General features: G+C 72.8%; 27 protein-coding genes and 1 pseudogene. 11 read left to right on the top strand and 17 right to left on the bottom strand.

Features of this window, described 5'->3' with window-relative positions; translation table 11 throughout:
- The 6 genes and pseudogenes from AB0N02_RS46380 to AB0N02_RS46405 all read right to left on the bottom strand — a co-directional run.
- A pseudogene (locus AB0N02_RS46380) lies at positions 1–440 on the bottom strand (hydrogenase expression protein HypE); the annotation flags it as partial.
- Between the two features lie 168 nt (positions 441–608).
- A complete protein-coding gene (locus AB0N02_RS46385) occupies positions 609–866 on the bottom strand; it encodes a HypC/HybG/HupF family hydrogenase formation chaperone (protein WP_363961409.1) in 258 nt (85 codons plus the stop codon).
- Positions 863–1,090, bottom strand: coding sequence for a hypothetical protein (locus tag AB0N02_RS46390; protein ID WP_363961411.1), 228 nt, complete (start codon positions 1,088–1,090; stop codon positions 863–865). The genes AB0N02_RS46385 and AB0N02_RS46390 overlap by 4 nt, the downstream gene beginning before the upstream one ends.
- A gap of 137 nt (positions 1,091–1,227) precedes the next feature.
- Positions 1,228–1,998: an ABC transporter permease gene (locus tag AB0N02_RS46395; protein WP_363961413.1), complete on the bottom strand. Its 771-nt coding sequence runs from the start codon at positions 1,996–1,998 to the stop codon at positions 1,228–1,230.
- Complete coding sequence (locus AB0N02_RS46400) at positions 1,995–2,792, bottom strand: ABC transporter permease (protein ID WP_363961415.1); 798 nt, start codon at positions 2,790–2,792, stop codon at positions 1,995–1,997. The genes AB0N02_RS46395 and AB0N02_RS46400 overlap by 4 nt, the downstream gene beginning before the upstream one ends.
- On the bottom strand, positions 2,789–3,694 hold the full coding sequence (locus AB0N02_RS46405) for an ATP-binding cassette domain-containing protein (RefSeq protein WP_363961417.1): 906 nt from the start codon (positions 3,692–3,694) through the stop codon (positions 2,789–2,791). The genes AB0N02_RS46400 and AB0N02_RS46405 overlap by 4 nt, the downstream gene beginning before the upstream one ends.
- A gap of 168 nt (positions 3,695–3,862) precedes the next feature.
- Here AB0N02_RS46405 and AB0N02_RS46410 point away from each other — a divergent pair, with 168 nt between their 5' ends.
- Positions 3,863–5,104, top strand: a complete 1,242-nt coding sequence (locus AB0N02_RS46410) for a sensor histidine kinase (protein ID WP_363961419.1) — start codon at positions 3,863–3,865, stop codon at positions 5,102–5,104.
- Entirely contained in the window at positions 5,101–5,790 is a 690-nt protein-coding gene (locus AB0N02_RS46415; protein WP_363961421.1) for a response regulator transcription factor, read from the top strand. The genes AB0N02_RS46410 and AB0N02_RS46415 overlap by 4 nt, the downstream gene beginning before the upstream one ends.
- On the opposite strand, the gene AB0N02_RS46420 is transcribed toward AB0N02_RS46415, so the two are convergent.
- The 4 genes from AB0N02_RS46420 to AB0N02_RS46435 form a co-directional block, all read right to left on the bottom strand.
- Positions 5,768–6,328 carry a DJ-1/PfpI family protein gene (locus tag AB0N02_RS46420; protein WP_363961423.1) on the bottom strand — a complete coding sequence of 187 codons (561 nt, stop codon included), beginning with the start codon at positions 6,326–6,328 and terminating at the stop codon, positions 5,768–5,770. The genes AB0N02_RS46415 and AB0N02_RS46420 overlap by 23 nt on opposite strands.
- A complete protein-coding gene (locus AB0N02_RS46425) occupies positions 6,300–7,937 on the bottom strand; it encodes an SDR family oxidoreductase (RefSeq protein ID WP_363961425.1) in 1,638 nt (545 codons plus the stop codon). Before AB0N02_RS46425 ends, AB0N02_RS46420 begins: the two co-directional genes overlap by 29 nt.
- A 49-nt stretch (positions 7,938–7,986) precedes the next feature.
- Positions 7,987–8,892 carry a helix-turn-helix transcriptional regulator gene (locus AB0N02_RS46430; protein ID WP_363961427.1) on the bottom strand — a complete coding sequence of 302 codons (906 nt, stop codon included), beginning with the start codon at positions 8,890–8,892 and terminating at the stop codon, positions 7,987–7,989.
- A 115-nt stretch (positions 8,893–9,007) separates the two neighbouring features.
- Positions 9,008–9,253, bottom strand: coding sequence for a DUF397 domain-containing protein (locus AB0N02_RS46435; protein WP_363961429.1), 246 nt, complete (start codon positions 9,251–9,253; stop codon positions 9,008–9,010).
- A gap of 230 nt (positions 9,254–9,483) precedes the next feature.
- Here AB0N02_RS46435 and AB0N02_RS46440 point away from each other — a divergent pair, with 230 nt between their 5' ends.
- Positions 9,484–9,987 (top strand): ATP-binding protein, encoded by a 504-nt coding sequence (locus AB0N02_RS46440; RefSeq protein ID WP_363961431.1) that lies wholly within the window; start codon positions 9,484–9,486, stop codon positions 9,985–9,987.
- Positions 9,988–10,200: 213 nt separating this feature from the next.
- Complete coding sequence (locus AB0N02_RS46445) at positions 10,201–11,025, top strand: SAM-dependent methyltransferase (protein WP_363961433.1); 825 nt, start codon at positions 10,201–10,203, stop codon at positions 11,023–11,025.
- Positions 11,026–11,226: 201 nt separating this feature from the next.
- On the opposite strand, the gene AB0N02_RS46450 is transcribed toward AB0N02_RS46445, so the two are convergent.
- Complete coding sequence (locus tag AB0N02_RS46450; protein ID WP_363961435.1) at positions 11,227–11,988, bottom strand: fasciclin domain-containing protein; 762 nt, start codon at positions 11,986–11,988, stop codon at positions 11,227–11,229.
- A 371-nt stretch (positions 11,989–12,359) separates the two neighbouring features.
- On the bottom strand, positions 12,360–13,010 hold the full coding sequence (locus AB0N02_RS46455; RefSeq protein ID WP_363961437.1) for a hypothetical protein: 651 nt from the start codon (positions 13,008–13,010) through the stop codon (positions 12,360–12,362).
- A 17-nt stretch (positions 13,011–13,027) separates the two neighbouring features.
- Between AB0N02_RS46455 and AB0N02_RS46460 the strand changes: the two genes are divergently transcribed.
- From AB0N02_RS46460 to pgm, 3 genes are all read left to right on the top strand, one after another.
- Positions 13,028–13,198, top strand: a complete 171-nt coding sequence (locus AB0N02_RS46460; protein ID WP_363961439.1) for a hypothetical protein — start codon at positions 13,028–13,030, stop codon at positions 13,196–13,198.
- An 83-nt stretch (positions 13,199–13,281) separates the two neighbouring features.
- Entirely contained in the window at positions 13,282–14,055 is a 774-nt protein-coding gene (locus AB0N02_RS46465) for a maleylpyruvate isomerase family mycothiol-dependent enzyme (RefSeq protein WP_363961441.1), read from the top strand.
- Positions 14,056–14,247: 192 nt separating this feature from the next.
- Positions 14,248–15,885 (top strand): phosphoglucomutase (alpha-D-glucose-1,6-bisphosphate-dependent), encoded by a 1,638-nt coding sequence (gene pgm / locus AB0N02_RS46470; RefSeq protein ID WP_363961443.1) that lies wholly within the window; start codon positions 14,248–14,250, stop codon positions 15,883–15,885.
- Positions 15,886–15,942: 57 nt separating this feature from the next.
- Here the strand turns inward: pgm and AB0N02_RS46475 are convergent, their stop codons facing one another.
- Entirely contained in the window at positions 15,943–16,452 is a 510-nt protein-coding gene (locus AB0N02_RS46475; RefSeq protein WP_363961445.1) for a hypothetical protein, read from the bottom strand.
- Positions 16,453–16,769: 317 nt separating this feature from the next.
- Here AB0N02_RS46475 and AB0N02_RS46480 point away from each other — a divergent pair, with 317 nt between their 5' ends.
- Positions 16,770–17,051 (top strand): hypothetical protein, encoded by a 282-nt coding sequence (locus AB0N02_RS46480; RefSeq protein ID WP_363961447.1) that lies wholly within the window; start codon positions 16,770–16,772, stop codon positions 17,049–17,051.
- Positions 17,052–17,132: 81 nt separating this feature from the next.
- Here AB0N02_RS46480 and AB0N02_RS46485 read toward each other — a convergent pair whose 3' ends face one another.
- Positions 17,133–18,026 (bottom strand): LLM class F420-dependent oxidoreductase, encoded by an 894-nt coding sequence (locus AB0N02_RS46485; protein ID WP_363961449.1) that lies wholly within the window; start codon positions 18,024–18,026, stop codon positions 17,133–17,135.
- A 529-nt stretch (positions 18,027–18,555) separates the two neighbouring features.
- Here AB0N02_RS46485 and AB0N02_RS46490 point away from each other — a divergent pair.
- From AB0N02_RS46490 to AB0N02_RS46500, 3 genes are all read left to right on the top strand, one after another.
- Complete coding sequence (locus AB0N02_RS46490) at positions 18,556–19,506, top strand: BadF/BadG/BcrA/BcrD ATPase family protein (RefSeq protein WP_363961451.1); 951 nt, start codon at positions 18,556–18,558, stop codon at positions 19,504–19,506.
- Positions 19,507–19,772: 266 nt separating this feature from the next.
- Positions 19,773–21,323 (top strand): glycoside hydrolase family 3 N-terminal domain-containing protein, encoded by a 1,551-nt coding sequence (locus tag AB0N02_RS46495; RefSeq protein ID WP_363961453.1) that lies wholly within the window; start codon positions 19,773–19,775, stop codon positions 21,321–21,323.
- Between the two features lie 30 nt (positions 21,324–21,353).
- Positions 21,354–22,253 carry a MurR/RpiR family transcriptional regulator gene (locus AB0N02_RS46500; protein ID WP_363961455.1) on the top strand — a complete coding sequence of 300 codons (900 nt, stop codon included), beginning with the start codon at positions 21,354–21,356 and terminating at the stop codon, positions 22,251–22,253.
- Between the two features lie 3 nt (positions 22,254–22,256).
- Here the strand turns inward: AB0N02_RS46500 and AB0N02_RS46505 are convergent, their stop codons facing one another.
- From AB0N02_RS46505 to murQ, 3 genes are all read right to left on the bottom strand, one after another.
- Positions 22,257–22,496, bottom strand: coding sequence for a hypothetical protein (locus tag AB0N02_RS46505; protein ID WP_363961457.1), 240 nt, complete (start codon positions 22,494–22,496; stop codon positions 22,257–22,259).
- A gap of 99 nt (positions 22,497–22,595) precedes the next feature.
- Entirely contained in the window at positions 22,596–23,663 is a 1,068-nt protein-coding gene (locus tag AB0N02_RS46510; RefSeq protein WP_363961459.1) for a serine hydrolase domain-containing protein, read from the bottom strand.
- Between the two features lie 61 nt (positions 23,664–23,724).
- On the bottom strand, positions 23,725–24,678 hold the full coding sequence (murQ, locus tag AB0N02_RS46515; RefSeq protein ID WP_363961461.1) for an N-acetylmuramic acid 6-phosphate etherase: 954 nt from the start codon (positions 24,676–24,678) through the stop codon (positions 23,725–23,727).
- Positions 24,679–24,686 lie beyond the last annotated feature (8 nt).

A 24,686-nucleotide genomic window follows, 5' to 3' on the forward strand; every position in this document is an offset into this window, starting at 1 on the left:
CCCGCCGCCAGCACCGCCGTCGCCCTCGGCGCCAGCCGATCCAGCCACTCACTCGTCGTGATCGGCTGCCCCGTCACCGGATCGGCACCGAACCCACACCAATACCCCTCCGCCTTGATCCCCTCATTCGGGATCGACCCCTCCACCACCAGCACGAACGGCTCCAGCTCACCCCGCTCGGCCTTGAAGAACCACTCGATGAACACATCCGCCCCCTGCACCGGCCCCGACTCGAAATCGATCAACGGCCAGTGCACCGCCACCCTCGGCAGCCCCGGCAACGCCCCCAGCACGATCTCCTCGATGCTCGGCTGACTCGCCGCGGTCAACGCCACCGAGTCCCCGTCACAGCTCAACCCCGCGTTGATCCACAGAATGTGAACGACCGGCTCTTCCGATACTTCCGGAGTGGTCGCTTTCGACTCGGTCGGTGTCGTCATTGCGTCTCACCACTTTCGTAGGCTTGACCCGTCTGGTCGTGGGACGTGTGCTTTCAGAGCGTGCGCCGTCGGATGTGATCCGGCGTGGGCCCGGGGACGCCGCGCCGTGCGAGGTCGTCCACGGGTACGGCGACTCGGCCGAGGCGTCCGCCGAGGTGTCCGGCGCGCTCATCCGGTCACCCCCTTGATCACGGCGATCGCCTCTCTGGCGTGGACCAGGAGGGTGTCGCCGACCTGGGCGTCCACCAGGGCGACGCTCACCTCCTCCTCCCGGCCGCGTCCGGTGTCGACCACGGCGAGACCGGCCTCCAGCAGCCGTACCACCGTCACCGGTACCGCCTCGTCGGAGCAGGTGATGCAGGCCTCCTCGTGACACGGGCCGGGGTGCGGGGGCTCGCCTCCGCCGGCCTGTCCCCGGCGGGTCACGCGACCACCCGCGGGCCGAGCCGTCCGGGCCGCTCGAAGATGTGCCGGGCGCCGGTCGCCGTCTCCCCGTCGCCGAAGACCGTGAGCCGTCCACCGCCGTGGAAACGCGCCGCCATGGCACGACAGGCCTCCGCCACCTGTCCGGCGTCCCCGGCCAGGCCGCGGGCGGGTCTCACACGCCGTGTGAAGATCTCCTCGGCGGACGTCAGGGTCGTCTGGTCCATCGCGGGCTCTTCCTTCGTGTCGAACGTCGTTCCTGTCTAACGACCGTACGGCCGGGCGACCGGGTCGTAAGAAAATAGAAATCGGGGATTTCGCAAAAAATCACTACCTTTACCGCAGGGGTCATCCGCCCCAGGAGTCACGCGTCGCGCCAGGTCAGGGCGGTTCCGCCCGCGCCGATGGCAATGGCCGCGTACGCGGCCAGCACGCCCAGCGCCGCCGGCGGCGGAAGGTCCCCGGCCGCGGACGGATGCCCGGCGAGCTGCCCGGCGAGGTTGGGCAGCAGCACCGAGCCGATCCGGCCGGCCCAGGGGCCCGGCAGGAGCCCCGCGACGGCGGGAAGCGCGAACAGCAGCCCGCCGACGGCGACGACCGCCGCGGCCGTGGACCGGGTGGCCGCCCCCAGGCCCACACCGACGAGCGCCACCACGGCCACCGACAGACCGGAGGCGAGCAGCATGGGGATCTCCCCCGGCGCCGGAGCCACGTGGCCGGGCCCCATCGGCCGGTCCCCGATGATCGCCCGGCCGGCGGCGAATCCGGCGAACAGGAAGACCAGGCCCGCGGCGAGGCATGCCCCGGCGACGACGGCGGCCTTCGCCGCCAGCAGGGCGCCCCGCCGGGGAACCGCCGTGAGGCTGCCGCGGATCGTTCCCGTGGCGTACTCGGAGGTGATCGCCATCACGGCGAGGACTCCGGCGCAGAGCTGGACCGGCGGCAGCAGCATCCGCTCCGTCGGCGGGACGGGGAAGCGCGCCCTGCGCTCGGGCGGCAGGGCGTCCCAGACGTTCACCCCCTGCAGGGTCAGCAGGGCGGCGCAGAGGACGGCGAAGGCGACCAGGCCCAGAATGTACCAGGTTGAGCGGACGGAGCGGAGCTTCAGCCACTCGGAGGCGAGCAGGGCCGTCACCGGGCGTCCCTCCCGCGCAGTGCGACGGCCGCCGCGCCGAGCGCCACCACGACGTACAGGGCCATGACGGCCAGGGCGCCCGCGAAGGACAGGCCGGTCCCGGCCCCCGCCCTGCCCAGCCCCACCGCCATGGGGACCTCGCCCCACAGCCGGCGGGTGAGATCCTCCGGCAGCACCGAACCGACCCGGGCGTTCCACGGGTCGGGCAGCAGGATCGCGAACCTCGGGACCACGTACAGCAGGGCGACGACGAGGGTGACGGTCCCGGCGGTCGAGCGCAGCACGACGCCCAGGCCGAGCCCGACCAGGCCGAGTACGGCCGGCGCCAGCCCCGTGGCGAGCATCGCGGGCAACTCCTCGGCCGGCGGTGCGGTGAAGCCCTGGATGGGGCGGTCGCCGGCGATCAGGCGGCCCGTGAGGAACGTCAGCAGGACGCCCGCCTGCCCTGCGGCGAGGGTGACCCCGGCGACGACGGCGGCCTTCGCGGCCAGCAGCACGCCCCGCCGGGGAACCGCCGTGAGGCTGGTGCGGACCATGCCGGTGGCGTACTCCGAGGTGATCGCCAGCACGCCGAGGACCGCCGCGCAGATCTCCAGCGGCATGAGGACGATCTGTTCGGGCGGCGCGGCCCGCAGCCTGGACCGGTGCGCGGGCGGCAGCCCCTCCCACAGGCCCACCACGTAGAGGGTGAACGCGGCCATCAGCAGGACGAAGAGCAGGGCGACGGCCAGGAGCCACCGGGAGGAGCGGGCGGTGCGGAGTTTCAGCCACTCGGAGGCGAGCGCGTCGGTCACCACCGGACCGCCCGATACTCGGAGCCGTCACCGGTGAGCTCCATGTACGCCTCCTCCAGGGATGCCGTACGCGGCCTCACCTCGTGGACCGCCAGCCCGTGCCCGGCCGCCAGGTCACCGATCTCGGCCACCTCCAGCCCCCGTACGGCCAGTGCCCCGTCCGGCTCGGCCAGGACCGTCGCCCCCGCCTCCGTGAGCACGGCGGCCAGCTCCGCCGCGCGCGGGGAGCGCACCAGCACGCCCCGGTCGAAACGCCCGGCCAGTTCCTCGACCGAGGTCTCGGCGATCACCCTGCCGCGCACGACGATGACGAGGCGGTCGGCGGTGAGCGCCATCTCGCTCATCAGGTGGCTGGAGAGCAGGACGGTGCGCCCCTCCGCCGCCAGCGCGCGCATCAGGTGGCGGATCCACCGCACGCCCTCCGGATCCAGCCCGTTGACCGGCTCGTCGAACAGCAGCACACCCGGATCGCCGAGCAGCGCCAGGGCGATTCCCAGCCGCTGCCGCATGCCCAGGGAGAACCCGCCGACCTTCTTGCGGGCCACACCGGCCAGTCCCACCTGTTCCAGCACCTCCGTCACCCGGCGCGTCCCGATGCGGTTGCTCCGGGCCAGGCAGCGCAGGTGGTCGAAGGCGCTGCGGCCGCCGTGCGCCGCGCCGGCGTCGAGCAGCGCGCCGACCTCGCGCATCGGGTGCCGGATCGTGGTGTAGCGGCGGCCGTTGACGAGCGCCTCCCCCGAGGTGGGGGCGTCGAGGCCGAGCAGGACGCGCATGCTGGTCGACTTTCCGGCGCCGTTGGGGCCGAGGAAGCCGGTCACCAGTCCCGGCCGCGCCTGGAACGACAGCCCGTCGACCGCGGTCGTGGCGCCGTAGCGCTTGGTCAGTTCCCTGAACTCGATCATGCCGTCGAGGATTCCGCGCGGCGGTCCGGGGGCGCGTCGTGCCACGGCCTGGACTTCGGCGTCGGCCCCCGGTCCGACGGCGGCGGCCGGACCGCCGAAAGGGTCGGTCCCGAGGATGACATCCCGGGGGTGGAGGCGGAGGCGGGAGGCCGCGGATACGGTCTCAGCGTGGACGACTCCCTCTTTCTGCGTAGGCTGAGCACGGGCAGGCTCGTCGCGCTCGACGCGCTGGCCGGGGCGGGATACGTCCTGGTGCTGCTGTCGTTCGCGGCCACGCGCCCCGGGACGGGCGGCCCGCTGTGGGCGCAGGCCCTGCTCCTGTCCGGTACGGGCCTGGCGGCCGCCGCGCGGCGGCTGTGGCCGCTGCCCGTCTTCTGCGCCGTCCTCGGCCTGTCGCTGGTCTCGGTGTTCCTCGGCGCGGTGCCCGACGGCTTCGCCGCGGCGGCCTTCGCGCTGTACGTCGTCGCGCTCACCCGGCCCAGGCCGAGATGGGCGGCCACGGGGGTGATCGGGGCGCTGAGCGCGCTGGCCTTCGTGACGCTGTCGATGGGCGGCGCCCCCGGCGTGGGCGCGGGGACGCGCGTGCCCGTCGCGTTCCTGACGGGTGCGGCGCTGATGGGCGGCGCCTGGACCGTCGGCAGGGCGGTGCGGGAGCGCCGGACGTACGCGGCGCGCTCGGCGGAGCAGCTGGCGCGGCGGGCGGTCGTCGAGGAGCGCCTGCGCATCGCCCGCGAACTGCACGACGTGGTCGCCCACAGCATGAGCCTCATCGCGGTCAAGGCGGGGATCGCCAACCACGTCGCGGAGGCGCGCCCGGAGGAGGCCAGGGACGCGCTGCGCGTCATCGAGACGACCAGCAGGAGCGCGCTCACCGAGATGCGCCGCCTGCTGGGCGTGGTCCGCTCGGGCACGGACGGGGACGGCGGGGACGGCCTCCCGGACGACGCCCGGGACGTCCCCTCACGCACCGGCCCGGACCTCGTCCCTGCCAGGGACGGTCTCTCCCCCGCGCCGGGGCTCGCCGCCCTGCCCTCGCTCGCCGGCCGGGCCGCGCTGGCCGGTGTCCGCGTCGAGCTGGACGTCGCCACGGGGGCGCTGCCCGAGGGGGTCGAGCTGTCGGTCTACCGCATCGTGCAGGAGGCCCTGACGAACGTGGTCAGGCACGCCGCCCCCGCGCGGTGCCGGGTGAGCGTCGAGGCGGACGGGGCCGAGGTGCGGATCGAGGTCGTCGACGACGGGCCGGGGCGCCGGGTCCTGCCGGGACCGCCGGGCCACGGGCTGCTCGGGATGCGGGAGAGGGCCGCCGTGTACGGTGGGACCGTCACCGCCGGGCGACGGCCCGAGGGCGGGTTCGGGGTTTCGGCGCGGCTGCCGTACGGGAGGGATGTGTGGCCCGGGAGGACGGCGTGATCCGCGTGCTGGTGGCCGACGACCAGGCCCTGGTGCGCGGCAGCTTCCGCCTCCTGGTGGACACCGCCCCCGGTCTCACCGCCGTCGGGGAGGCGGGGACCGGGGCCGAGGCCGTCGAGCTGGCCCGTGACCTGTCGCCCGACGTGGTGCTCATGGACGTGCGCATGCCGGAGATGGACGGCGTCGAGGCGACCCGGCGCATCCGCGGCTCGGCCGCGACCGCGAACACGCGGGTCCTGATCCTGACCACGTTCGACCTCGACGAGTACGTCTACGCGGCGTTGCGGGCCGGAGCCGGCGGCTTCCTGCTCAAGGACACGCCGCCGGGCGACCTGCTGACGGCGATCCGCGTGATCGCCTCGGGCGAGGGGCTGCTCGCCCCGACGGTGACGCGCCGTCTCATCGCCGAGTTCGCCCGGCGCCCCGATCCCGCCGGGCCGCCGGCGCGCGGGCTCGGCGGCGTCACGGAGCGGGAGCGCGAGGTGCTGGTCCTCATCGCCCGGGGGCTGTCCAACGCCGAGATCGCGGGCCACCTGAACCTCAGCCTCGCCACGGTCAAGACGCACGTCGGACGGCTGCTGGGCAAGCTCGGGGCCCGCGATCGCGCTCAGCTCGTCATCGTCGCCTACGAGACCGGCCTGGTCTCGGCGGCGCCCCACGACCTCAGAGCGGCGCCTCCACTTTGAGGATCTTCACGAACTCGCGCATCCACGCCGGGTGGTCCGGCCAGGCGCGCCCGGTGACGAGGTTCCGGTCGATGTGCGCGGCGCTGTCGACCCAGGTGCCTCCCGCGGCCTCGACGTCGGGCGCGCAGGCCGGGTAGGCGCTGCTGGAGCGGCCCCGCAGCACTCCGGCGGCGGCCAGCACGAGCGGGCCATGGCAGAGCGCGGCGATCGGCTTGCCGCCGTCGGCGAAGTGCCTGACGATCCGCTGGAGATCGGCGTCGGAGCGGATGTACTCGGGCGCGCGGCCTCCGGGGATCACCAGGGCCGCGTAGTCCTGCGGGTCCACGTCGGCGAAGGCCACGTCGGCGGGCCAGGTGTGGCCGGGCTTCTCGGTGTAGGTGTCGAAGCCCTCGACGAAGTCGTGGACGACGAACTGGAGTCTTTTGGCGGCGGGCGCGGCGACGGTCACCTCGTAGCCCTCCTCCAGCAGGCGCTGGTAGGGGTAGAAGACCTCCAGGTCCTCGGCCGCGTCACCGGTGACGAGCAGTACCTTGGCCATCGTCAGAGCACCTTCCGTGTGTGGAAACCGTGTTCCCCGGATTCTGCCCGGCGTGGCCGTCTCCAGACAGGGCGTCCGGGACATCGGTGGCGGGAGCGGCGGGAGCGGCGGCTCCGCGCGCCGGAGCGCGCGGGGTCCCGCGCGGCGGGGCGGGAACGGCGCCGCGCTCGGCCTCGGCGGCCACGTTGCGCGGCATCCTGCCGAAGATCAGGCTGTGGAAGGGCGACAGGGACCACCAGTAGAGGTGGCCCGCCAGTCCCCGGGGATGGAAGATCGCCCGCTGGCGGTAGACGGTCGCGCCCCGGCGGCGTACCACGCTCAGCTCCAGCCACGCCAGGCCGGGCAGGCGCATCTCCGCGCGCAGCCGGAGCAGCCGTCCCGGCTCGACCTCCTCGACCCGCCAGAAGTCGACCGAGTCGCCCACGCGCAGGTGACGCTGGTCGCGGCGGCCGCGGCGCAGGCCCACCCCTCCGACGAGGCGGTCGAGGAGCCCGCGGGCCTGCCAGGCGACCGGCAGGGAGTACCAGCCCCGCTCACCGCCGATCGACTCGATCACCTCCCACAGGGCCCGCGGGGAGGCCTCGACCCGGCGGGCCCGGCTGTCGACGTAGAGGCTGCCTCCCGCCCAGTCGGGGTCGGTCGGCAGCGGATCGCTCGGCGCCCCCGGGGTCGAGGCCGAGGACCACCGGGTGACGACCTTCGCCTCCTTGATCCGCCGCAGGGCCAGCGCGACGGAGTCGCCGAAGCCGATCAGGCCCTCCGGCGGGTCGGGAACGTAACGGGTGACGTCGTGCTCGCGGCAGACGGTCTCGTTGCGCAGCGACTCGACCAGGGGGCGGGCGATGCCCGCGGGGACGGGGGTGACCAGGCCGACCCAGTAGCTGGACAGGCCGGGGCTGAGCAGCGGCACCGGGATGATCACCCGGCGGGGCAGCCCGGCGACGGCGGAGTAGGCGCGCATCATGTCGGCGTAGGTCAGCACGTCCGGGCCGCCGATGTCGAAGGACCGGTTGACCCGCTCCTCGACGTCCGCCCAGGCGACCAGGTAGCGCAGGACGTCGCGGATGGCGATGGGCTGTGTCCTGGTGCGCACCCAGCGCGGCGTCGTCATGATCGGCAGCCGCTCGGTCAGGTAGCGCAGCATCTCGAACGAGGCGGATCCGGAGCCGATGATGACCGCGGCCCGCAGCACCACGGCCGGCACCCCGGAGCCCAGGAAGATCTCCCCGACCTCGGCGCGGGATCGCATGTGGGGCGAGAGCCCCTCGTCGGGGGCGAGTCCCCCGAGGTAGACGACGCGGCGCACCCCGGCGTCCTCGGCCGCGGCGGCGAACGTGGCCGCGGCCCGGCGGTCGGAGGCGGCGAAGTCCTTCCCCCCGCCCATGGTGTGGATGAGGTAGTAGGCCACGTCGACGCCGTCGAGCGCCCTCCTCGTGCCGTCGGCGTCGGTGGCGTCCGCCTGGGCGATCTCGACCAGGCCGGCCCACGGCTGGTCGCGCAGGCGACCGGCCGATCTCACCATGCAGCGCACGTCGTGGCCCGCGTCCAGCAGCTCGGGCACGAGCCGCCCGCCGATGTATCCGGTCGCTCCGGTGACAAGGCACTTCATTCGCTGATATTCGTACGGCGGGCCGGAAAAGGTTGCGGGCCCGCCGCCCTCACAGCTCCTCGCGGATCCCCAGGAGGATCTCCCGTGTGCGCGAGACGGGCTCGGCCTCGATGCACAGGCGTTCCATCACCTCGAGGTAGCTGTCGACGTCGTCGCGCTTTTCGAGGTAGACCGCGCTGGTGAGCTGCTCCATGTAGACCACGTCCGGCAGGTCGGGCTGGGAGAAGCGCAGGATGCTGAAGGGCCCTCCGGCCGCCGCGTGACCTCCCACGCTGAACGGCACGATCTGGACGGTCACGTTGGGCAGTTCGAGCGCGCGCAGGATGTGGTCGATCTGGCCGCGCATCACCTCGGGCCCGCCGAGCGGGCGGCGCAGCACGGCCTCGTCCAGCACCGCCCACAGGTGGGGCGGATCGGGGTTGCGCAGGAGTCTCTGGCGGCCCATGCGCAGCCGTACGCGCCGCTCGACCTCCTCCTCGGAGGCCGTCGGGTAGCCCAGCAGGACGACGGCCCTGGCGTACTCCTCGCTCTGGAGCAGGCCGGGCACGAACTGGACCTCGTAGTTGCGGATGACGGCGGCCGACTCCTCCAGCCCGACGTAGGTCTCGAACCAGTTCGGCAGGACGTCGTTGTAGTTGTGCCACCATCCGGCGACGTTGGCCCGTTCGACGAGCGCCAGCAGCGCCTGGCGGTCGGCCTGGTCGGTCACGCCGTACAGCGTGAGCAGGTCGGCCACGTCCCTTACCCGGAAGCTGACCCTGCCGAGCTCCATCCGGCTGATCTTCGAGTGCGAGGCGCGAATGGCCTGCCCCGCCGCCTCGAGGGTGATGTGGTGCTCCTCACGGAGACGGCGGAGCTGGGCGCCCAGCACGATCCTGAGCACCGTCGAGCTCCCCCGCGGCACGGCCATGGAGGTCGGAGGTGCCGGCTCGCTTTCGGCGTGAGATGTGGTCATCCAGTAGTCCTTCGAGCGCGGAACGCGAGCCCCCGTCCACTCTTTGTGGCCGTCGCGATCCTTCACGGTACTCCGGTCACACAACCCCGGCTACCCAGAATTTTATTCTCGTTCTTCAGTCGGCCACAATGATCAGATCGTCGAAGTCGCCCCCCTTGACGCCCTGCACGAAGGCGTCAAGCTCGTGGGGACTGTAGATCAGCGCGGGCCCCTGGGGATCCCGCGAGTTGCGGATCGCGACGGCCCCGCCGGGCAGCGCGGCCATCTCCACGCAGTTGCCGCTGGGGTTGCTGAAGTGGCTCTTACGCCAGACGACACCGTCGAGCATGGCCGCCGGCATGCCGTTGTACAGCTGATTCATCCTCGCCTCTCACCTGTTCAGGGAGGGAAACACCGATACGATCATACGGCTTTGTGCAGATGCACGTGCATCTGTACTTGCCTATGCACATCGCCCCGTGCAAGATGACTAGACGGATCGCCCTGTAACGCGATCGCCACACCTCCTCAAGGCCGCAGATGACTGCTCGTCAAAGACATCAAGCCACACCCGTCCGGCCAGAGATCGGTGGGTGGGAACGGTGGTTGTCAATGCTTGATCACGTGCTCCCGCCGAGCGGCCTGCCGCCATGGGCGGGTGAAGACGACCGCGCCGACCATCTCCAGATGGCCGTGCGGAGTCTCCGGCACGACCCCTGCGCGGTACGGACCGCACGCGAGTTCACCTCGACCGCCCTGCGCGCCTGGCGACTCGAATCCCTGATCGACGACACCGGCGTGGTGGTCTCCGAACTGGTGACCAACGCCGTACGGCACGGCATCCGCGGCGTGGCCGACGCCCGGCGCCCGCAGGACGTCAGGGTCATCATCTGCCACACGGAGCGCTCGGTGCTGTGCGCGGTCACCGATCCCAGCAATCAGGGACCCAGCCTGCGCGAGCCCGACTACGAGGCGGAGAGCGGGCGCGGACTGCAGGTGATCCAGGGAATCAGCGAGATGTGGGGCTGGGCCCCCCTGGCGAGCCGCGGCAAGGCCGTGTGGGCGGCCTTCGCGCTCCCCTCGCGGGCGATCCGGCCCGTGGAGTCCTTTGCCTGAGCTCCGGCCCCCGTGGCGCGCCACCGCCCCGCCCGCGGGCTCCGGCCACACCCCGGAGACGACCTCCCCAAACGCCTTTTATGGGCCTTAAAGAATAGATATCGCCCAGTAAAAACCAGAATAATTATCGCGTTTCTCCCACTGTATGTGAGCGGGCGTCTACCAATCGGTGCCGTGATTCTTTAGTCTCACAGGCAACCGAGGAGGTGGCGCATGGGCGGCTCGGCCAGACGGGCACCGGTGAGTCTGAACACGAGCGTGCCGAACATCGCGCGCATGAACGACTACTTCCTCGGCGGCAAGGACAACTTCGCCGCCGACCGCAGAGCCGCGGAAGAGGTACTCGCCATCGCCCCCGAGGTCAGGATCATGGCCAGGGAACGGCAGGACTTCCTGCACCGGGCCGTGCGCCATCTCGTCGGCCGGGGCATCGACCAGTTCCTCGTGCTGGGCTCGGGACTGCCCGCCCCCCGGAACATCCACCAGGTCGCCCAGTCACTGCTGCCGGACACCCGCGTGGTCTACGTCTCCGACGACCCGGTCGTGCTCTCCCACAGCCGGGCACTGCTCGCCACGAACCCCAGCACCGCCGTCGTCAGAGGCGACACGCTCGACCCCGAGGGCGTGCTCGCCGACCCCGGCCTGCTGCGGCTCGTCGACCTGAGCCGGCCGGTGGCCGCGGTGATCCCCCACGCGCTCCAGTTCACCCCCGACGAGGACGACCCGTTCAAGAGCGTGGCCCTGCTGCGCGACTCACTGGCCGCGGGCAGCCACCTCGTCGTCGCCCACGCGGTCTTCGACACCCACCCCGAGGCGGCGGGACCGCTCGCCGAGATCTACCGGCGGGTCCTCGGCCGGGACGAGGGCGAACCGCGCACGCGCAAACAGGTGCTGCGTTTCTTCGACGGGCTGGACCTGCTCGATCCCGGGCTCGTCTACCTCCGTCACTGGTGTCCGGACAACCCGCTCACCACTCAGGGCCCCGAGAGGACGTGGAGCGTGGGCGGGGTCGCCCGCAAGCCCGAGGACTGGCGCTGACCGCACGTCCTCACCGTGCCCCTGACCGCTCCTGACCTCCCCGATCACTCCCGATCACTCCCGGCCGCTCCGGGCCCTCCCGGTCACCGCGGGTCTCCGGCCGCGCCGGTACGGCGCGCGGCGCCTCATCCGGCCGCCGCACGGCGGACGCCGTCGTGAGGGGCACCTGCGACGGGCGCCCCTCGAACGGCCTGCCACCGGTCACTGCGGCGGGACGAGCACCTTGTCGATGATGTAGACGACGGCGTTGGACGTGGGCACGTTGCCGCAGATGATCTTGGCATCGTTGACCGTGTACTCTCCGTTCTCCTCCTTGACGGTCAGTTTGCCCCCCTCAAGCGTCTCCAGCGACCCGCTCTTCAGCTCGGACGGCTTCACCCTGCCGGAGACGACGTGGTAGGTGAGGATCTTCTTCAGCTGGGCCTTGTCCGACTTGATCTTCTCTCGGACGTCCTGCGGAAGCTGGGAGAAGGCCTCGTTGGTGGGCGCGAACACCGTGATGCCCTCGGCGGAGTTCAGCGTGTCGGCCAGGTTCGACTCCTTGAGGGCGCTGACCAGCTGGGCCAGGTGCGGGTTGTGTGCCAGCGCGGTGGCGACCCGCTCCTTGGCCATGCTGGCGAGGCTGCCGGGGCCGCTCTCGGGAAGCTGCCGGCAACCGGGGCCGAAGGGCACGCCCGCCGCACCTCCGGTGGGCCCCTCCGACGGCATCTCGGAGGGCGCCTCGGACGGCATCTCCGACGGCATCTCGGAAGGCATCTCGGAAGGTTCGTAGGACGGCTCCCCTCCGGGGCCCCCGGGTTCCCCGGGAGCACCGGTCTCCATCCCCGTCGGCTCCGGGGTGGGCGAGAAGGCGGTGGGCGAGAAGGTGAGGACGGAACTCGTGGTGGCCGCGTGACCTACCACGGGGAAGGCGGCCAGGGCCGCCGCGGCGAGAGCGGATGCGAGAAGAGACTTCTTCTTCACGGTGATCTCCTTGATTGGGCGGACGGATGGGCCGTCCGGGCCCGCCCTGCGGGTCCCGATGCCTCATCGATCTGTTCGTAGATCAATGCCCTCTACTTTCGCGATAAATGCCCCATAGAGTGACTCTTGACTACATATCTCCCAGAAAGATCCAATCGCTGATCGACCATGACACATCCCCGTAGAACGCCCATGAGCCCGGAGATCACGCAAGGGGCACGGGGTGAGCCCGCAGCGGGAGCGGCGGACGGGCGACAGGCATGACGCAAGGCGGCAGGCACGGCGCGATCCGCCTCCCGCGACTTCGGGGGCGGTCCGGGGGAACCTCGTCCGGAGGGAATCCGGTCCGGGGGCGGAGGTCGCCCCCGGGGTCATCTCCGTCCGGCGACCGGGACCCTGACGGTGATCTCCCCGCCGAGCCGGAAGCCCTCGGAGAGCCTGAGGTCGTCCCCGCTCCAGAACCGGCCGGGGTCGTACCAGTTCGGCCTGCGGCCACCGGGCAGCAGCCCCATGGCCTCGTAGGTGACCGCGACGACCTCGGCGCAGTAGGCGCTCTCCAGCGCGCTCTCCCCGGAGCCGCGCCTGAAGATCCTCGGGATCCGGCCGCCCGCCCAGCGACCGGCGAGCCGGGCCGTCGAGGGGAACGGCGTGCCGTCCAGGCGGGCGACGGTGCGCAGCACCTCGTCCTCCATCTCCCGGGTTACCTGGGGTTCCAGCTGGCGGAGCCACGCGCGCTGGCCGTACCGGGTGGCCCAGACGCGGACCGCGTCGCGCAGGTCGTGCAGCTGGACCCCCCGCTGGTTGGTCCCCGACCACAGATCGGGCAGCGACCGGCCGAGCTCGGCGTGCCACATCAACGGGGGCATGTCGTCGATGACGACGGACATGCCCACGTGGTTGACGGGACTGTTGGTCACGGTCTGGATGGCCCGATCGGGTACGGAGCGGCCGCGGAACAGCCACACGTCGCCGGTGCGGGTCAGATCGACTGCCTCGTCGAGGCTGATGCTCTTGCCGGACATTTCTGTAGCCTAAGGACATGCGGTGGTGGAAGATACTCGGTCTGGCCGGTGTGGCGGGCGTCGCGGCGACCGGAGTGGTGATCGCCAGGGCCGAACGGCGGCGGCGGGCCTACACCCCGGATGAGATCAGGACCCGGCTCCGCACCCGCCTGGAGGAGGCCTCCCAGGTCCAGGAGGGCGACGCCTAGATCTCCGCCCCGCCGGGTGTCATACAGGCCGGGCGGAGGGGTAGGCGGGATCGTCTGTTCCCCAACGAGAGGCGGAGAAAGACGTGACACCGGAGATGCCCGGCGGATACGGCCGCCGGCGGTCGGCCATGACGCTGGAGATCACCGACAGGGCGCCGCTCGCGCTCCTGCCGTTCCTGTACGAAAGCGCCGACAGCCTGCTGGAGGACGCCGGAAAGCTGAGCGAGGCGGAGATCCGCGCCCCGTCGTCCCTGCCGGGCTGGTCACGGGCACACGTGCTCGCCCATCTCGCGGGCGGCTCGGACTCCCGCGTCCGGCTGCTGGTGGCCGCGCGGACCGGCCTGCCGATCCCGCAGTATCCCGGCGAGCGCTCCCGGGCCGAGCAGATCGCCAGGGACGCCCGGCGGCCGGTGGCCGAGCTGCTCGATCTGCTGCGTTTCTCGACCACGAAGGCGCTGACCGCGATCCGCGACCACCCGCAGGCCGCCTGGAACCGCCCGGTCCGCTGGCTGGGCGGCTCGGAGCACCCCGTGCACCGGGTGGTCTCCAGCCAGTTACAGGAGCTGGAGATCCACCACGTGGACCTGAAGGTGGGCTACACGCCGGACGACTGGCCCGGCTGGTTCGCCGCGGACCTGTGCCGCACGGTCGTCGCGGACCTCGCCGGCAGGGAGGACATCCCGGGAATGCGGATGGCGGCCACCGACGAGGAGATCCGGCACGACTTCGGCCCCGGCCCGCTCGTGACCGGCCGGAGCCGGGCGCTGCTGGCCTGGCTGATCGGCAGGGGTGACGGCGCGGAGCTGACGGTCACACCCGCCGGGCCGCTGCCGGAGCCACCGCCCTGGCGACGGTGACGCCGCCGCCGGACGCGCACGGGCCATGGCCCGGCGAGCCGCGGCGCGGCCCGGGGCACGGTCCAGGGCACAGTCCGGGGCACGGTCCAGGGCGCACGGTCCGGGGCGTGCCCGCACCCGCGAGATCAACCACGCGATCCTCCCCGTTTCGGGGATAAGTACCGTTAGCCGGGAATGAATGAGGAGATTACGATGACGCATGATCGCGCGGGACAGCCGGCTCAGCCGTCCGACCTGGTCGACGTGGCCCGTCTGGTGACCGCCTACTACGCGCTGCACCCGGATCCGCAGGACGCGGGCCAGCGGGTGGCCTTCGGCACCTCCGGGCATCGTGGCTCGTCTCTGAACAGTGCTTTCAACGAGGACCACATCCTGGCCACCAGCCAGGCCATCGTGGAGTACCGCGCGGCTCAGGGAGTGGACGGCCCGCTGTTCCTCGGTGCCGACAGCCACGCGCTGTCGGAGCCCGCGCGGGTGTCGGCCCTGGAGGTGTTCGCGGCCAACGGGGTACGGGTCCTGATCGACAGCCGCGACGGCTACACCCCGACCCCCGCCGTCTCGCACGCGATCCTCACCCACAACCGGGGACGTACGGCCGGCCTGGCGGACGGCGTGGTCGTGACCCCCTCGCACAACCCGCCGAGCGACGGCGGATTCAAGTACAACCCGCCGAGCGGCGGCCCCGCGGACACCGACGCCACCTCCTGGATCCAGGACCGGGCCAACGCGCTGATCGCGGGCGGCCTGAAGGAGGTCAGGCGGATCCCCTACGCCAGGGCCCTGACCGCGGACACGACCGGCCGCCACGACTTCCTCGCGGCATACGTCGACGACCTGCCCTCGGTGGTGGACATCGACGCGATCAGACGGGCGGGCGTGCGGATCGGCGCCGACCCGCTGGGCGGGGCGAGCGTGGCCTACTGGGCCGAGATCGCCGAACGCCACCGGCTGGACCTGACGGTGGTGAACCCGCTGACCGATCCGACCTGGCGGTTCATGACGCTCGACTGGGACGGCAAGATCCGGATGGACTGCTCGTCGCCGTACGCGATGGCCTCGCTCATCGCCGGCCGCGACGCCTTCGACGTCGCCACGGGCAACGACGCCGACGCCGACCGGCACGGCGTCGTCACCCCCGACGGGGGCCTGATGAACCCCAATCACTATCTCGCCGTGGCGATCTCCTATCTCTACACCCACCGGCCGCAGTGGCCGGCGGACGCGGGGGTCGGCAAGACGATGGTGAGCAGCGGCATGATCGACCGGGTGACCGCCGACCTGGGCAGGAGACTGTTCGAGGTTCCCGTCGGGTTCAAGTGGTTCGTGCCGGGGCTGCTCGACGGCTCGCTGGGCTTCGGCGGCGAGGAGAGCGCGGGGGCGTCGTTCCTGCGCCGCGACGGCTCGGTGTGGACCACCGACAAGGACGGCGTCATCCTGGCCCTGCTGGCCTCGGAGATCATCGCGACTACCGGCCGCTCGCCGAGCCTGCACTACGCCGATCTGGTGTCCAGGTTCGGCGATCCGGCCTACGCCCGCGTCGACGCCCCCGCGACCCGGGAGCAGAAGGCGGTGCTGGCCGGGCTCTCGGCGGAGCGGGTCACCGCGAAGACGCTCGCCGGGGAGCCGATCACCCAGGTCCTCACCTCGGCTCCCGGCAACGGCGCCGCGCTCGGCGGGGTCAAGGTGTCCACCGACAGCGCCTGGTTCGCCGCCCGGCCGTCCGGCACGGAGGACGTGTACAAGATCTACGCCGAGTCCTTCAGGGGCCCCGGGCACCTCGCGCAGGTGCAGGAGGCCGCCAGGGAGCTGGTGTCGGAGACGCTGGGCTGAGGCGCCGGAGGGCCGGGGCGTGCGAAGGGCCAGGGGCCGGACCGGCCGCGCCGGGAGTCAGCCCAGCCGCCGCCACCAGCGGACGCCCACCCACAGACCGGCCGCCACCCCGATCACGACGGCCAGGACGTCCACCCAGACGATCGAGGTCTCGGTGACGTAGCCGTTGCCCGCGACGAGGATCGCCATGACCAGCGCGCTCAGGACGCCTGTCCCCGCGGCGGCCGCGAACCCGAGCACGCCGGACTTCAGCAGGCGCATGAAGCGGCCCCCGCGCCTGGGGGGCCGCACCATGACGGACATCAGCCGCTCGACGACGATCTTGGGGTCGTCCTCGACCCGGCCCGCGGCGAACTCGGTGACCGGCCCGTCCGGCCCGGGTTCGCTGAGATAGATCCACCGGTGCCGGTCGAGGAAGAGGGTGGCGCCGCTCGCCCCCGGTAACCGCAGCCAGAGGAACGGTGTGCCCTCGGGGAAGCGCCTGAGCCTGTGATGGACGACCGGCGCGTTCGCGTCGAGCGCCGTCTCCAGCTCTCGCAGCGCCCGTTCCTCGCCGGACTCACCCAAGGCGGGTCTCCCTCACCCTCCCATTCTCGTACGGCGAGGCACGACGGTCACTCCGCCCACCCTCCCCGACCACCCCTTCACCAGGGAGGGGGCCGCGGTGAGATCCCGGGTCGCATCACCGGGTGACGGGGGTTACGGCAGGAAGAAAGGGCGCGTTGAAGACGGCCGATAATCGCCCGCCCATCTGGAAAGCGTTTTCTCCGCGGCACTTCCAGTAAATGTCATCAAGAAATCCACTAAATGCCGCACAGCCGTCAACCTCCCCCTATGAACGGCCGTCTTTCCTGTGTCACATTCCCCTCGTTCGGGAGCGCTCCTTGCTCAAGCGGTTCCTCGTCTCCGTCGCCCTCGCCGGCTCCGCGCTGGTCGCGCCGGTCGCCGCCCTGCCCGCCTCCGCGTCCGTCCAGACCCACGCCGCCACCGCCACGGCCTCGTGCACCTACCAGCGGTCCGGTGACCACTGGAACTGCATCACGCCGGGAGCGTTCTGCCCGGCCGCGGCCCACGGGAAGTACGGCTACGCGAAGGTCACGAACAAGCGGTACAGGTGCCTGCAGGACTCCGGCGGAAGCCGGTGGCGCTGGAAGCCCGTCCGCTGACCTCTCCGGTCTCTCCGGCTTCTCCGGCCTCTCCGGGAGGAGCCCCCGCCCGGTCCGCCGACCGGGCGGGGGCTCCCTCCGTCACTCCCAGGGCAGAGCTCCCAGGACGGGGGCCAGCTCGGTGAGCTGCTCGACGGCGCCGCCCAGGTCCGGGGGAAGCGGCTGGACGGCGACGTGGTCGGCCCCGGCGTCGAAATGGGCGGCGATCCGCCTGCCGACGGTCTCCGCGTTCCCCCAGGCGACGATGGCGTCCACCAGCCGGTCACTGCCGCCGCCGGCGAAGTCCTCGTCGCCGTAGCCGAGGTGACGCAGGTTGTTGACGTAGTTCGGCAGCTGCAGGTACATCGCCATGTGCTCGCGGGCGATCCGCCTGGCCTCTGCCGGGTCGGTCTCCAGGACCACGGCCTGCTCCGGTGCGAGAACGGGCCCGGTGCCGAGGATCCCGCGGGCGAGCACGGTGTGCTCGGGCGGCACGAAATAGGGGTGGGCGCCGTCGGCCTTGTCCCTGGCCAGCTCCAGCATCCGGGGCCGCAGCGCGGCGAGCAGCCGGGGCGTCGGCGGGTCGTCCGCGAAGGGCAGCTCGTCCGCCGCGGCGTCCATCGCGTCGAGATACTCGGCCATCGCGGTCAGGGGACGCGTGTAGTCGTGGCCACGCCGGGCGACGAGGGGGGCGTGACTGACCCCGATGGCGAGGGTGAATCTCCCGGGATACGCCTCGCCGTACGCCTTGGCTCCCGCCTCCATGGCGGTGGCGTCCCGCGCCCAGATGTTGGCGATGCCGGTGGCGACCGTGACGTGCTCGGTCGCGGCGAGCAGGATCCCCGCGGCGCTGAACGCCTCCCGTGTCGCCGGCGCCTCGCCGAACCAGAGCGTGCCGTAGCCGAGCTTCTCGATCTCCACCGCCGCCCGCCGTACGGCCTGCGCCGGAGCCCTGCCGAACAGGGGATGCCACACACCGATCCGACCGATGCCCATGAACGTCTCCGATCCAGTCCTGTTGAGCCCCCGAGACCGGCTCCCCCGCCCCCGGTCGGCCGTCATCCGTATTCCCGTCCGGCCGGGACGGGAATACGGATGATCCGATCATGCCACCTTCAGGCCGTGGTCTTGGTCAGCGACGGCGCGCACAACTCCTCCAGCAGGGGGCGGAGGAGCGCGCGGAACTCCAGACCGACAAGCCTGCCACCGCGGCGCCACTGGGCTTCGCGTCCCATCACACGGACGCTCTGCCCCCGGAACGGGAGGACGAACACCGTTGCGCGCGCCAATCCAGCAAGAAATAGTGATTTATCGACCAATTTCTTCATCAGGGCCGGCGAGGCCCGGGCGCGCACGATCCGGCGCCCCGCCGGACGGGCCGGAACCGCGGGGCCGCAGGCACGGCGTGATCGCCGATCCCGTGATCCCCGTGTGGCCGCGCCAGGCCGTCCGCACGTCTTCCCCGCGCGGGGATCCTTCACGAGGATACGAAGGGCGGCAGATCGTCCACACACCTGGAGCGCACGTGACAGCACTGGTCATCGGGGTCGACGGCGGCGGTACGAGCACCCGCTGCGTGGTGGCGACCGTGTCCGGCGAGATCGTCGGGCGGGGGTACGGCGGAGCGGCCAACCCCCTCTCGGCCGCCGATCCCGCCGGGAGCCTGCACACGGCGCTGCGCGCCGCCCTGACCGGCCTCGACCCGGCGCTGGTCGCCACCGGGGTCTTCGGGCTGGCGGGCGCGGACACGGCACCGGAACCGGCCGAGGCGATCGCCGCCGAGGCATGGCGCGCGGCGGGACCGGCCGGGCGGCCGACAGTGGTGCCCGACATTCTCGTGGCCTTCTGCGGGGCGACCGAGGAGCCGTCGGGAACGGCCCTGGTCGCGGGCACCGGGGCGGTGGCCGCGCGGATCGAGGACAGGCGGGTGACCGGCCGGGCCGACGGGTACGGCTGGCTGCTCGGGGACGAGGGGTCGGGGACGTGGATCGGGCGGCGGGCCGTACGGGCCGTGCTGGCCACCCTGGACGGCCGGGCCGGGCCGACCGCGCTGCGCGAGGCGGTCCTCGCCCGCGCGGCCGTCGACGACGCGACGGCCCTGCGGCTGGTGAAGGCGGTCCACATGGGCGTCGCCGAGGCTGGGCCCTCGTGGCTGGCACGGCTCGCGCCGGTCGTCGAGACCGCCGCGAGGGCGGGCGACGCGACGGCGACGGAGATCCTCGACGAGGCCGCGCGGCGGCTCATCGGGACCGTCCGGTCACTGGGCCCCGTCTCCGGGCCGCTGGTGCTGACGGGCTCCCTGCTCACCGAGCCCACCCTCCTGTCGGTGAAGGTCCGCGCCGGGCTTCCGGGCACCGCGATCGCCGCCCGCGACGGGGCGGCCGGGGCGGCCGCGCTCGCGCTGCACGCCGCCGGCCTCGGCGGCGCCTCCGGCGTCCTGGCCGCGCACCGGCGCCTGATCGCCGGAAAGGGCTGATCACCCGGCGGTGACGAGGCCGGTGGGAGGAGAGCGATCACCGCTCACGGCGCGGGCCCGAGACCGAGACCGGGAGCGGAAGCGGGCCCAAGACCGGGAGCGGGAGCGGGAGCACGAACGGGACCGGCGCGGAGGGGCGCCGGACCGGCCACGGGTGCCCCGTCCCGGGGATGATAAAAAATTACCTATAGTGCATATTCCATGAAGGAAAGCATCATCAACGCGTAATCTGCCCGAGACGTCTCACGCGAGAGGGTGTTCGTCGCATGCCGCACAGCAGTCCTGACCTGGCCCGGCTGGCCATGACCGTGCTCCAGCCCGGTTTCGACGGCACCTCTCCGCCCGACTGGCTGAGGCGGGCGCTCGGCGAGGGGCTCGGCGGAGCCGTACTGTTCGCCCGCAATCTCACCGGGCCGGCGCAGACCGCCGAGCTCGTGGCGAGCCTGCGGCGGGAGAACCCCGCCGTGGTGGTGGCGGTGGACGAGGAGGGCGGCGTCGTCACCCGGCTGGAGGCCCGCGACGGCAGTTCGTGGCCGGGCAACCGGGCCCTCGGCGTGGCCGACGACATCGGGCGGACCGAGCTGGTCGCCCGTGAGATCGGCCGCCTCCTCGCCGCCGCGGACATCACCCTCGACTACGCGCCGGTGGTGGACGTCAACGCCAACCCGGCCAACCCGGTGATCGGCATCCGCTCCTTCGGCCCCGATCCCCTGCTCGTCGCCCGGCACGGCGCCGCCTGGATCACGGGGCTGCAGAGCGCCGGGGTGGCCGCCTGCGCCAAGCACTTCCCCGGGCACGGCGACACCGTCGTCGACTCCCACCGCGCGCTGCCGACCGTGCACGCCTCGGCCGAACTCCTGCGAGAGCGCGACCTGCCTCCGTTCCGCGCCGCGATCGAGGCGGGTGTCAAGGCCGTGATGTGCGGCCACCTGCTGGTCCCCGCGCTCGATCCCACCGGCCCCGCCACGCTGAGCGGGCCGATCCTGACCGGGCTGCTCCGCGGGGAACTGGGGTTCGACGGCGTGCTGGTCACCGACGCCATCGAAATGGGCGCCGTCGCCGCCCTGTACCCTCCCGGTGAGATCGCGGTCCGCGCGCTGACGGCGGGCGCCGACGCGATCTGCGCCGGCGACTCCTCCCCCGACGGACGGAGTGTTCAGGCGCTGCGCGAGGCGATCGTGGAGGCGGTGCACGCGGGAAGGCTGCCCGAGGAGCGCCTGGCACAGGCGGCGGCGCGGGTGCTCGCCCTGGCCGCCTGGCACGCCGAGACCCCGCGGGACACCGCCCCCTCCGGCGGGGAGGCCGGTCTGGCGGCCGCCCGCGCCGCCGTACACGTGGTCGTGGCGGGCGGCCGTACGCCGTACGCGTCCCCTCCCGGGGACGTCCCGGCCGCCCGGCCCCTCCCCGGAGGCGTCCCGATCTCCCAGGTCGCCCCGCCCGCGCTGTCCGGGCCACCGCTGGTCCTCGACATAGCGCCCCGGCCGAACCCGGCGGTCGGGCCCGGCACCCCGACCGGCCTCGCCGGCGCCGTGGCCGAGCTGCTGCCGGGCACCGTGACACACACGATCACCGCCGAGACGGCCGAGCTCCCCGACCTGGGCGACCCCGGACGCCCGCTCGTGCTGGTGGCGCACGACGCCGCCCGCCACCCGTGGGCCGGACGCCTGCTGGCCGAGGCGGTCCGGCTCCGTCCCGACGCGATCGTCGTCGAGACCGGGCTGCCCGGCGAGCCGGTCGGCGCCCTTTATGTAGCCACCTACGGCATTTCTAGAGTCTCGGCACGCATCGTCGCCCTATGGCTGGCCGGTGGCCAATAGTCTTGGTCCCGACAGAAGAAGGTGCCCCCTATGAACGAGCAAGACGGCCCCACCCCCGTGAATCTGGTGGCCACGGTGAGGGCCGTCCTGCCCTCACTCACCCCCGCAGCGCAGGCCATCGCCCGGCTCATCCTGGACGACCCCGCGATGGTGGCCCGCAGCACCATCACCGAGTTCAGCGCGGTCTCGGGGACGAGCGAGGCCACGATCGTGCGCACCGCCAGGGCCCTGGGCTTCGCGGGTTACTCGCAGCTGCGCTTCGCCCTGGCCGCGGCGGTGGCCAGGGAGACACCCGAGCGGCTCGTCCCCGGCGATCTGGCTCCCGACGACCCGCTCACCGCCGTGATCGCGAAGGTGACCAGGGCCGAGTCCGAGGCGCTGGCCGACACCGCCGCGCAGCTCCACCCGGACCGGCTGGGCGCGGTCGTGGAAGCCGTCGCGGGCGCCCGCCGGGTGGACGTCTACGGGGTCGGCGCCTCCGGCCTCGTGGCGGCCGACATGGCGCAGAAACTGATGCGGATCGGCCTGTCCAGCCGCTCCTTCGCCGACGCGCACCTCGCGCTGACCAGCGCGGCGCTGGTACGGCCCGGCGACGTCGCGGTCGGGGTGAGCTGCACCGGCGAGACCCCCGACGTGCTGGCGCCCATCGGTGTGGCGCGCAAGGCGGGCGCGACCACGATCGCCATCACCAACAACCCGCGCTCCTCGCTGGCCGAGCTCGCCGGCCACGTCCTGGTCTCGGCAGGCCGGGAGACCGCCTTCCGTCCCGGCGCGCTGGCCAGCCGGATCAGCCAGCTCCTGATCGTGGACTGCATCTTCGTCGGCATCGCGCAGCGCACGTTCGACAGCTCGGACGCGGCACTGCGGGCCACCAGGGACGCGCTCGGCGACTTCGTGACGGACACGCGCCGCCGGGCGAAGTCACCGTGACCGTCAGGGCGTCTCTCCCCTGACCTTCTCCACCGCCTGCCGGAGGACGTCGACCATGGCCGTCACCCCGTCCGGCTCGTAGACGAGCAGCAGGTGACGCTCCTGCCCCGTCCTGCGGTCGATCGCGGCGACCCGCTGCACCACCACCTGGGCGCTGACCGCGCCGTCACCGGTCGACGCGCCCATCGTGGCGACCCCGATGTCCACCTTGCGGGCGAAGAGCTCTTCAAGCTCGGTAGCCATGCCTGCGACGTTACGTGGCGGTCCGGAAGCACCACAACCTTCCCGGGTCAAGGGTGGGTCCGGCATTCTTTGTGCCGTGACGCCGGGGCGGCACGGTCGTCATGACAGGCGGCGGGCCTCGGCGGCCACGGCGTGGCGCAGGTCGCGGATGCCCGCGCGGCCGCGGACGGGATGCACGTTGTTGGTCAGCAGGACGACGGTGAGACGCCGTTCCGGGGCCACGACGACGGAGGTGCCGGTGAAGCCGGAGTGCCCGTAGGCGCCGGTCAGCGGGCCGGTGACGGCGGGGTCGCCGATGCGCACCCCCAGCCCCTGGCCGTACGCCGCTCCCCGCACCCCCTGGTCGCGGGCCATCTCCGCGACCGTGTCGCGGCGCAGGACCGGCGCTCCCCCGGTACGCAGCGCCTCGGCGAAGCGCAGCAGGTCGCCCGCGGTGGAGAAGATCCCGGCGTGCCCGGCCACGCCGCCCAGGCCGTGGGCGGTCTCGTCGTGAACCTCACCGCGCACGCATCCGGGTCCCGCGCGACCGGGCATGTGCTCGGTGGCGGCGATCCTGGGCAGCAGTGACCTCGACGGCCGGTATCCGGTGTCGGCCAGGCCCAGCGGCCCGGTGATCCTGGCGCGGAGCAGCTCGTCGAGCGGGGCTCCCCCGGCGATCTCCGCGATCCGGCCCATCAGGATCATGCCGACGTCGGAGTAGAGGTGGTGTTCGCCGGGCGGACGCGACGGCGGCGTCGAGACGACGCGCTCCAGGCGGGCCGCGTGGACCTCGCGGCCGTCGCCGGGGATCTCCTCGTGGGCCCGGCGTCCCGGCGGCAGGCCCGCCGTGTGGGTGAGCAGGTGCCGCGCGGTGACCCCGGCGGGCCCGCCCGGCAGCCAGGTCGCGACGGGTTCGTCCAGGCCGAGGCGCCCCTCCTCGGCCAGCGACAGGACCACGGCGGTGGTGAAGAGCTTGGTGAGGGAGGCCAGGTCGAAGATCGAGTCGCGGCGGACGGCCGGCCGGTCGTCCAGCAGGGTCTCCGCGGGGTCCGCATACCGCACGAGCTCCCCCACCGCCCCGGCGGCCACCGTCCTGCCGCCGACGGCGACCAGGGCGACCGCCGCCGAGCAGACGGCCGGTACGGCGGCCGCCAGAACACCGCGGAGCCGATCAGACGCATCCGACATCTCGGATATATCGGGCTCTTCGGGCGGCGCGCCCTCCCGGGCGGCGGCTCCCCCGCCCCGCTCAGGCACCCCGCGTGTCCCGGGACGGCCGCGCCGCCGACCTCTCCGCCGACCCCGCCACCGACCGTGCCGCGTCCAGGTCGTCGCCGTGGCATCTCAGCAGGGCCGCGGCGTCGTCGGGGCCGAGCCCCCGCTCGATCATCAGCACCGCGACCTTCACACGCCATCCGGCCGCCTCGAGCGCGGGGCGGACGGCCTGCGGGCTCGCCCCGGTGATGTCGCCGACCATCCGTACGGCCCGGCCCGCGAGCTTGGAGTTCATCGCCGCCATCTCGATCATGCTGTTGCCGTAGGTCCGGCCCAGCCTGACCATCGCGATCGTGGAGATCATGTTGAGGACCAGTTTCTGCGCGGTCCCGGCCTTGAGACGGGTCGAGCCCGCCACCACCTCGGGGCCGACGACCACCTCTATCGGGTGCAGCGCCGTCCCGGACAGCGGCGTCGCGGTGTTGCAGGACAACGCCACGGTCAGGGCGCCGCGGCGGCCCGCCTCGGTGAGCGCGCCGAGCACGAACGGGGCCCTGCCGCTGGCGGAGACGCCGACCACCGAGTCGAGCGCCCCCACCTCCCTGCCGGCGATCGCGGCGGCGCCCGCGGCGTCGTCGTCCTCGGCGCCCTCGACCGAGTGGGTCAGCGCGGGCTCGCCTCCCGCGATGATGCCCTGCACCATCTCGGGGTCGGTGCCGAAGGTCGGCGGGCACTCGGAGGCGTCCAGCACGGCCAGCCGTCCCGACGTGCCGGCGCCCACGTAGAACAGGCGCCCTCCGGCCCTCATCCGGGTGACGGCGGCGTCGACGGCGGCGGAGATGGCCGGGATCACCGCGGCCACCGCCCCGGGCACCGTGGCGTCGGCGGCGTTCATCAGCCGGGCGACCTCCTCGGTGGGCAGCCGGTCGATCTGGCTGTAGCGCGGATCGCTCCGCTCGGTGGACAGGTCGGCGAGTGGATCAGTCATGTCATTCC

The organism is Streptosporangium sp. NPDC051022 (assembly GCF_040683035.1).
Classification (GTDB): Bacteria; Actinomycetota; Actinomycetes; order Streptosporangiales; family Streptosporangiaceae; genus Streptosporangium.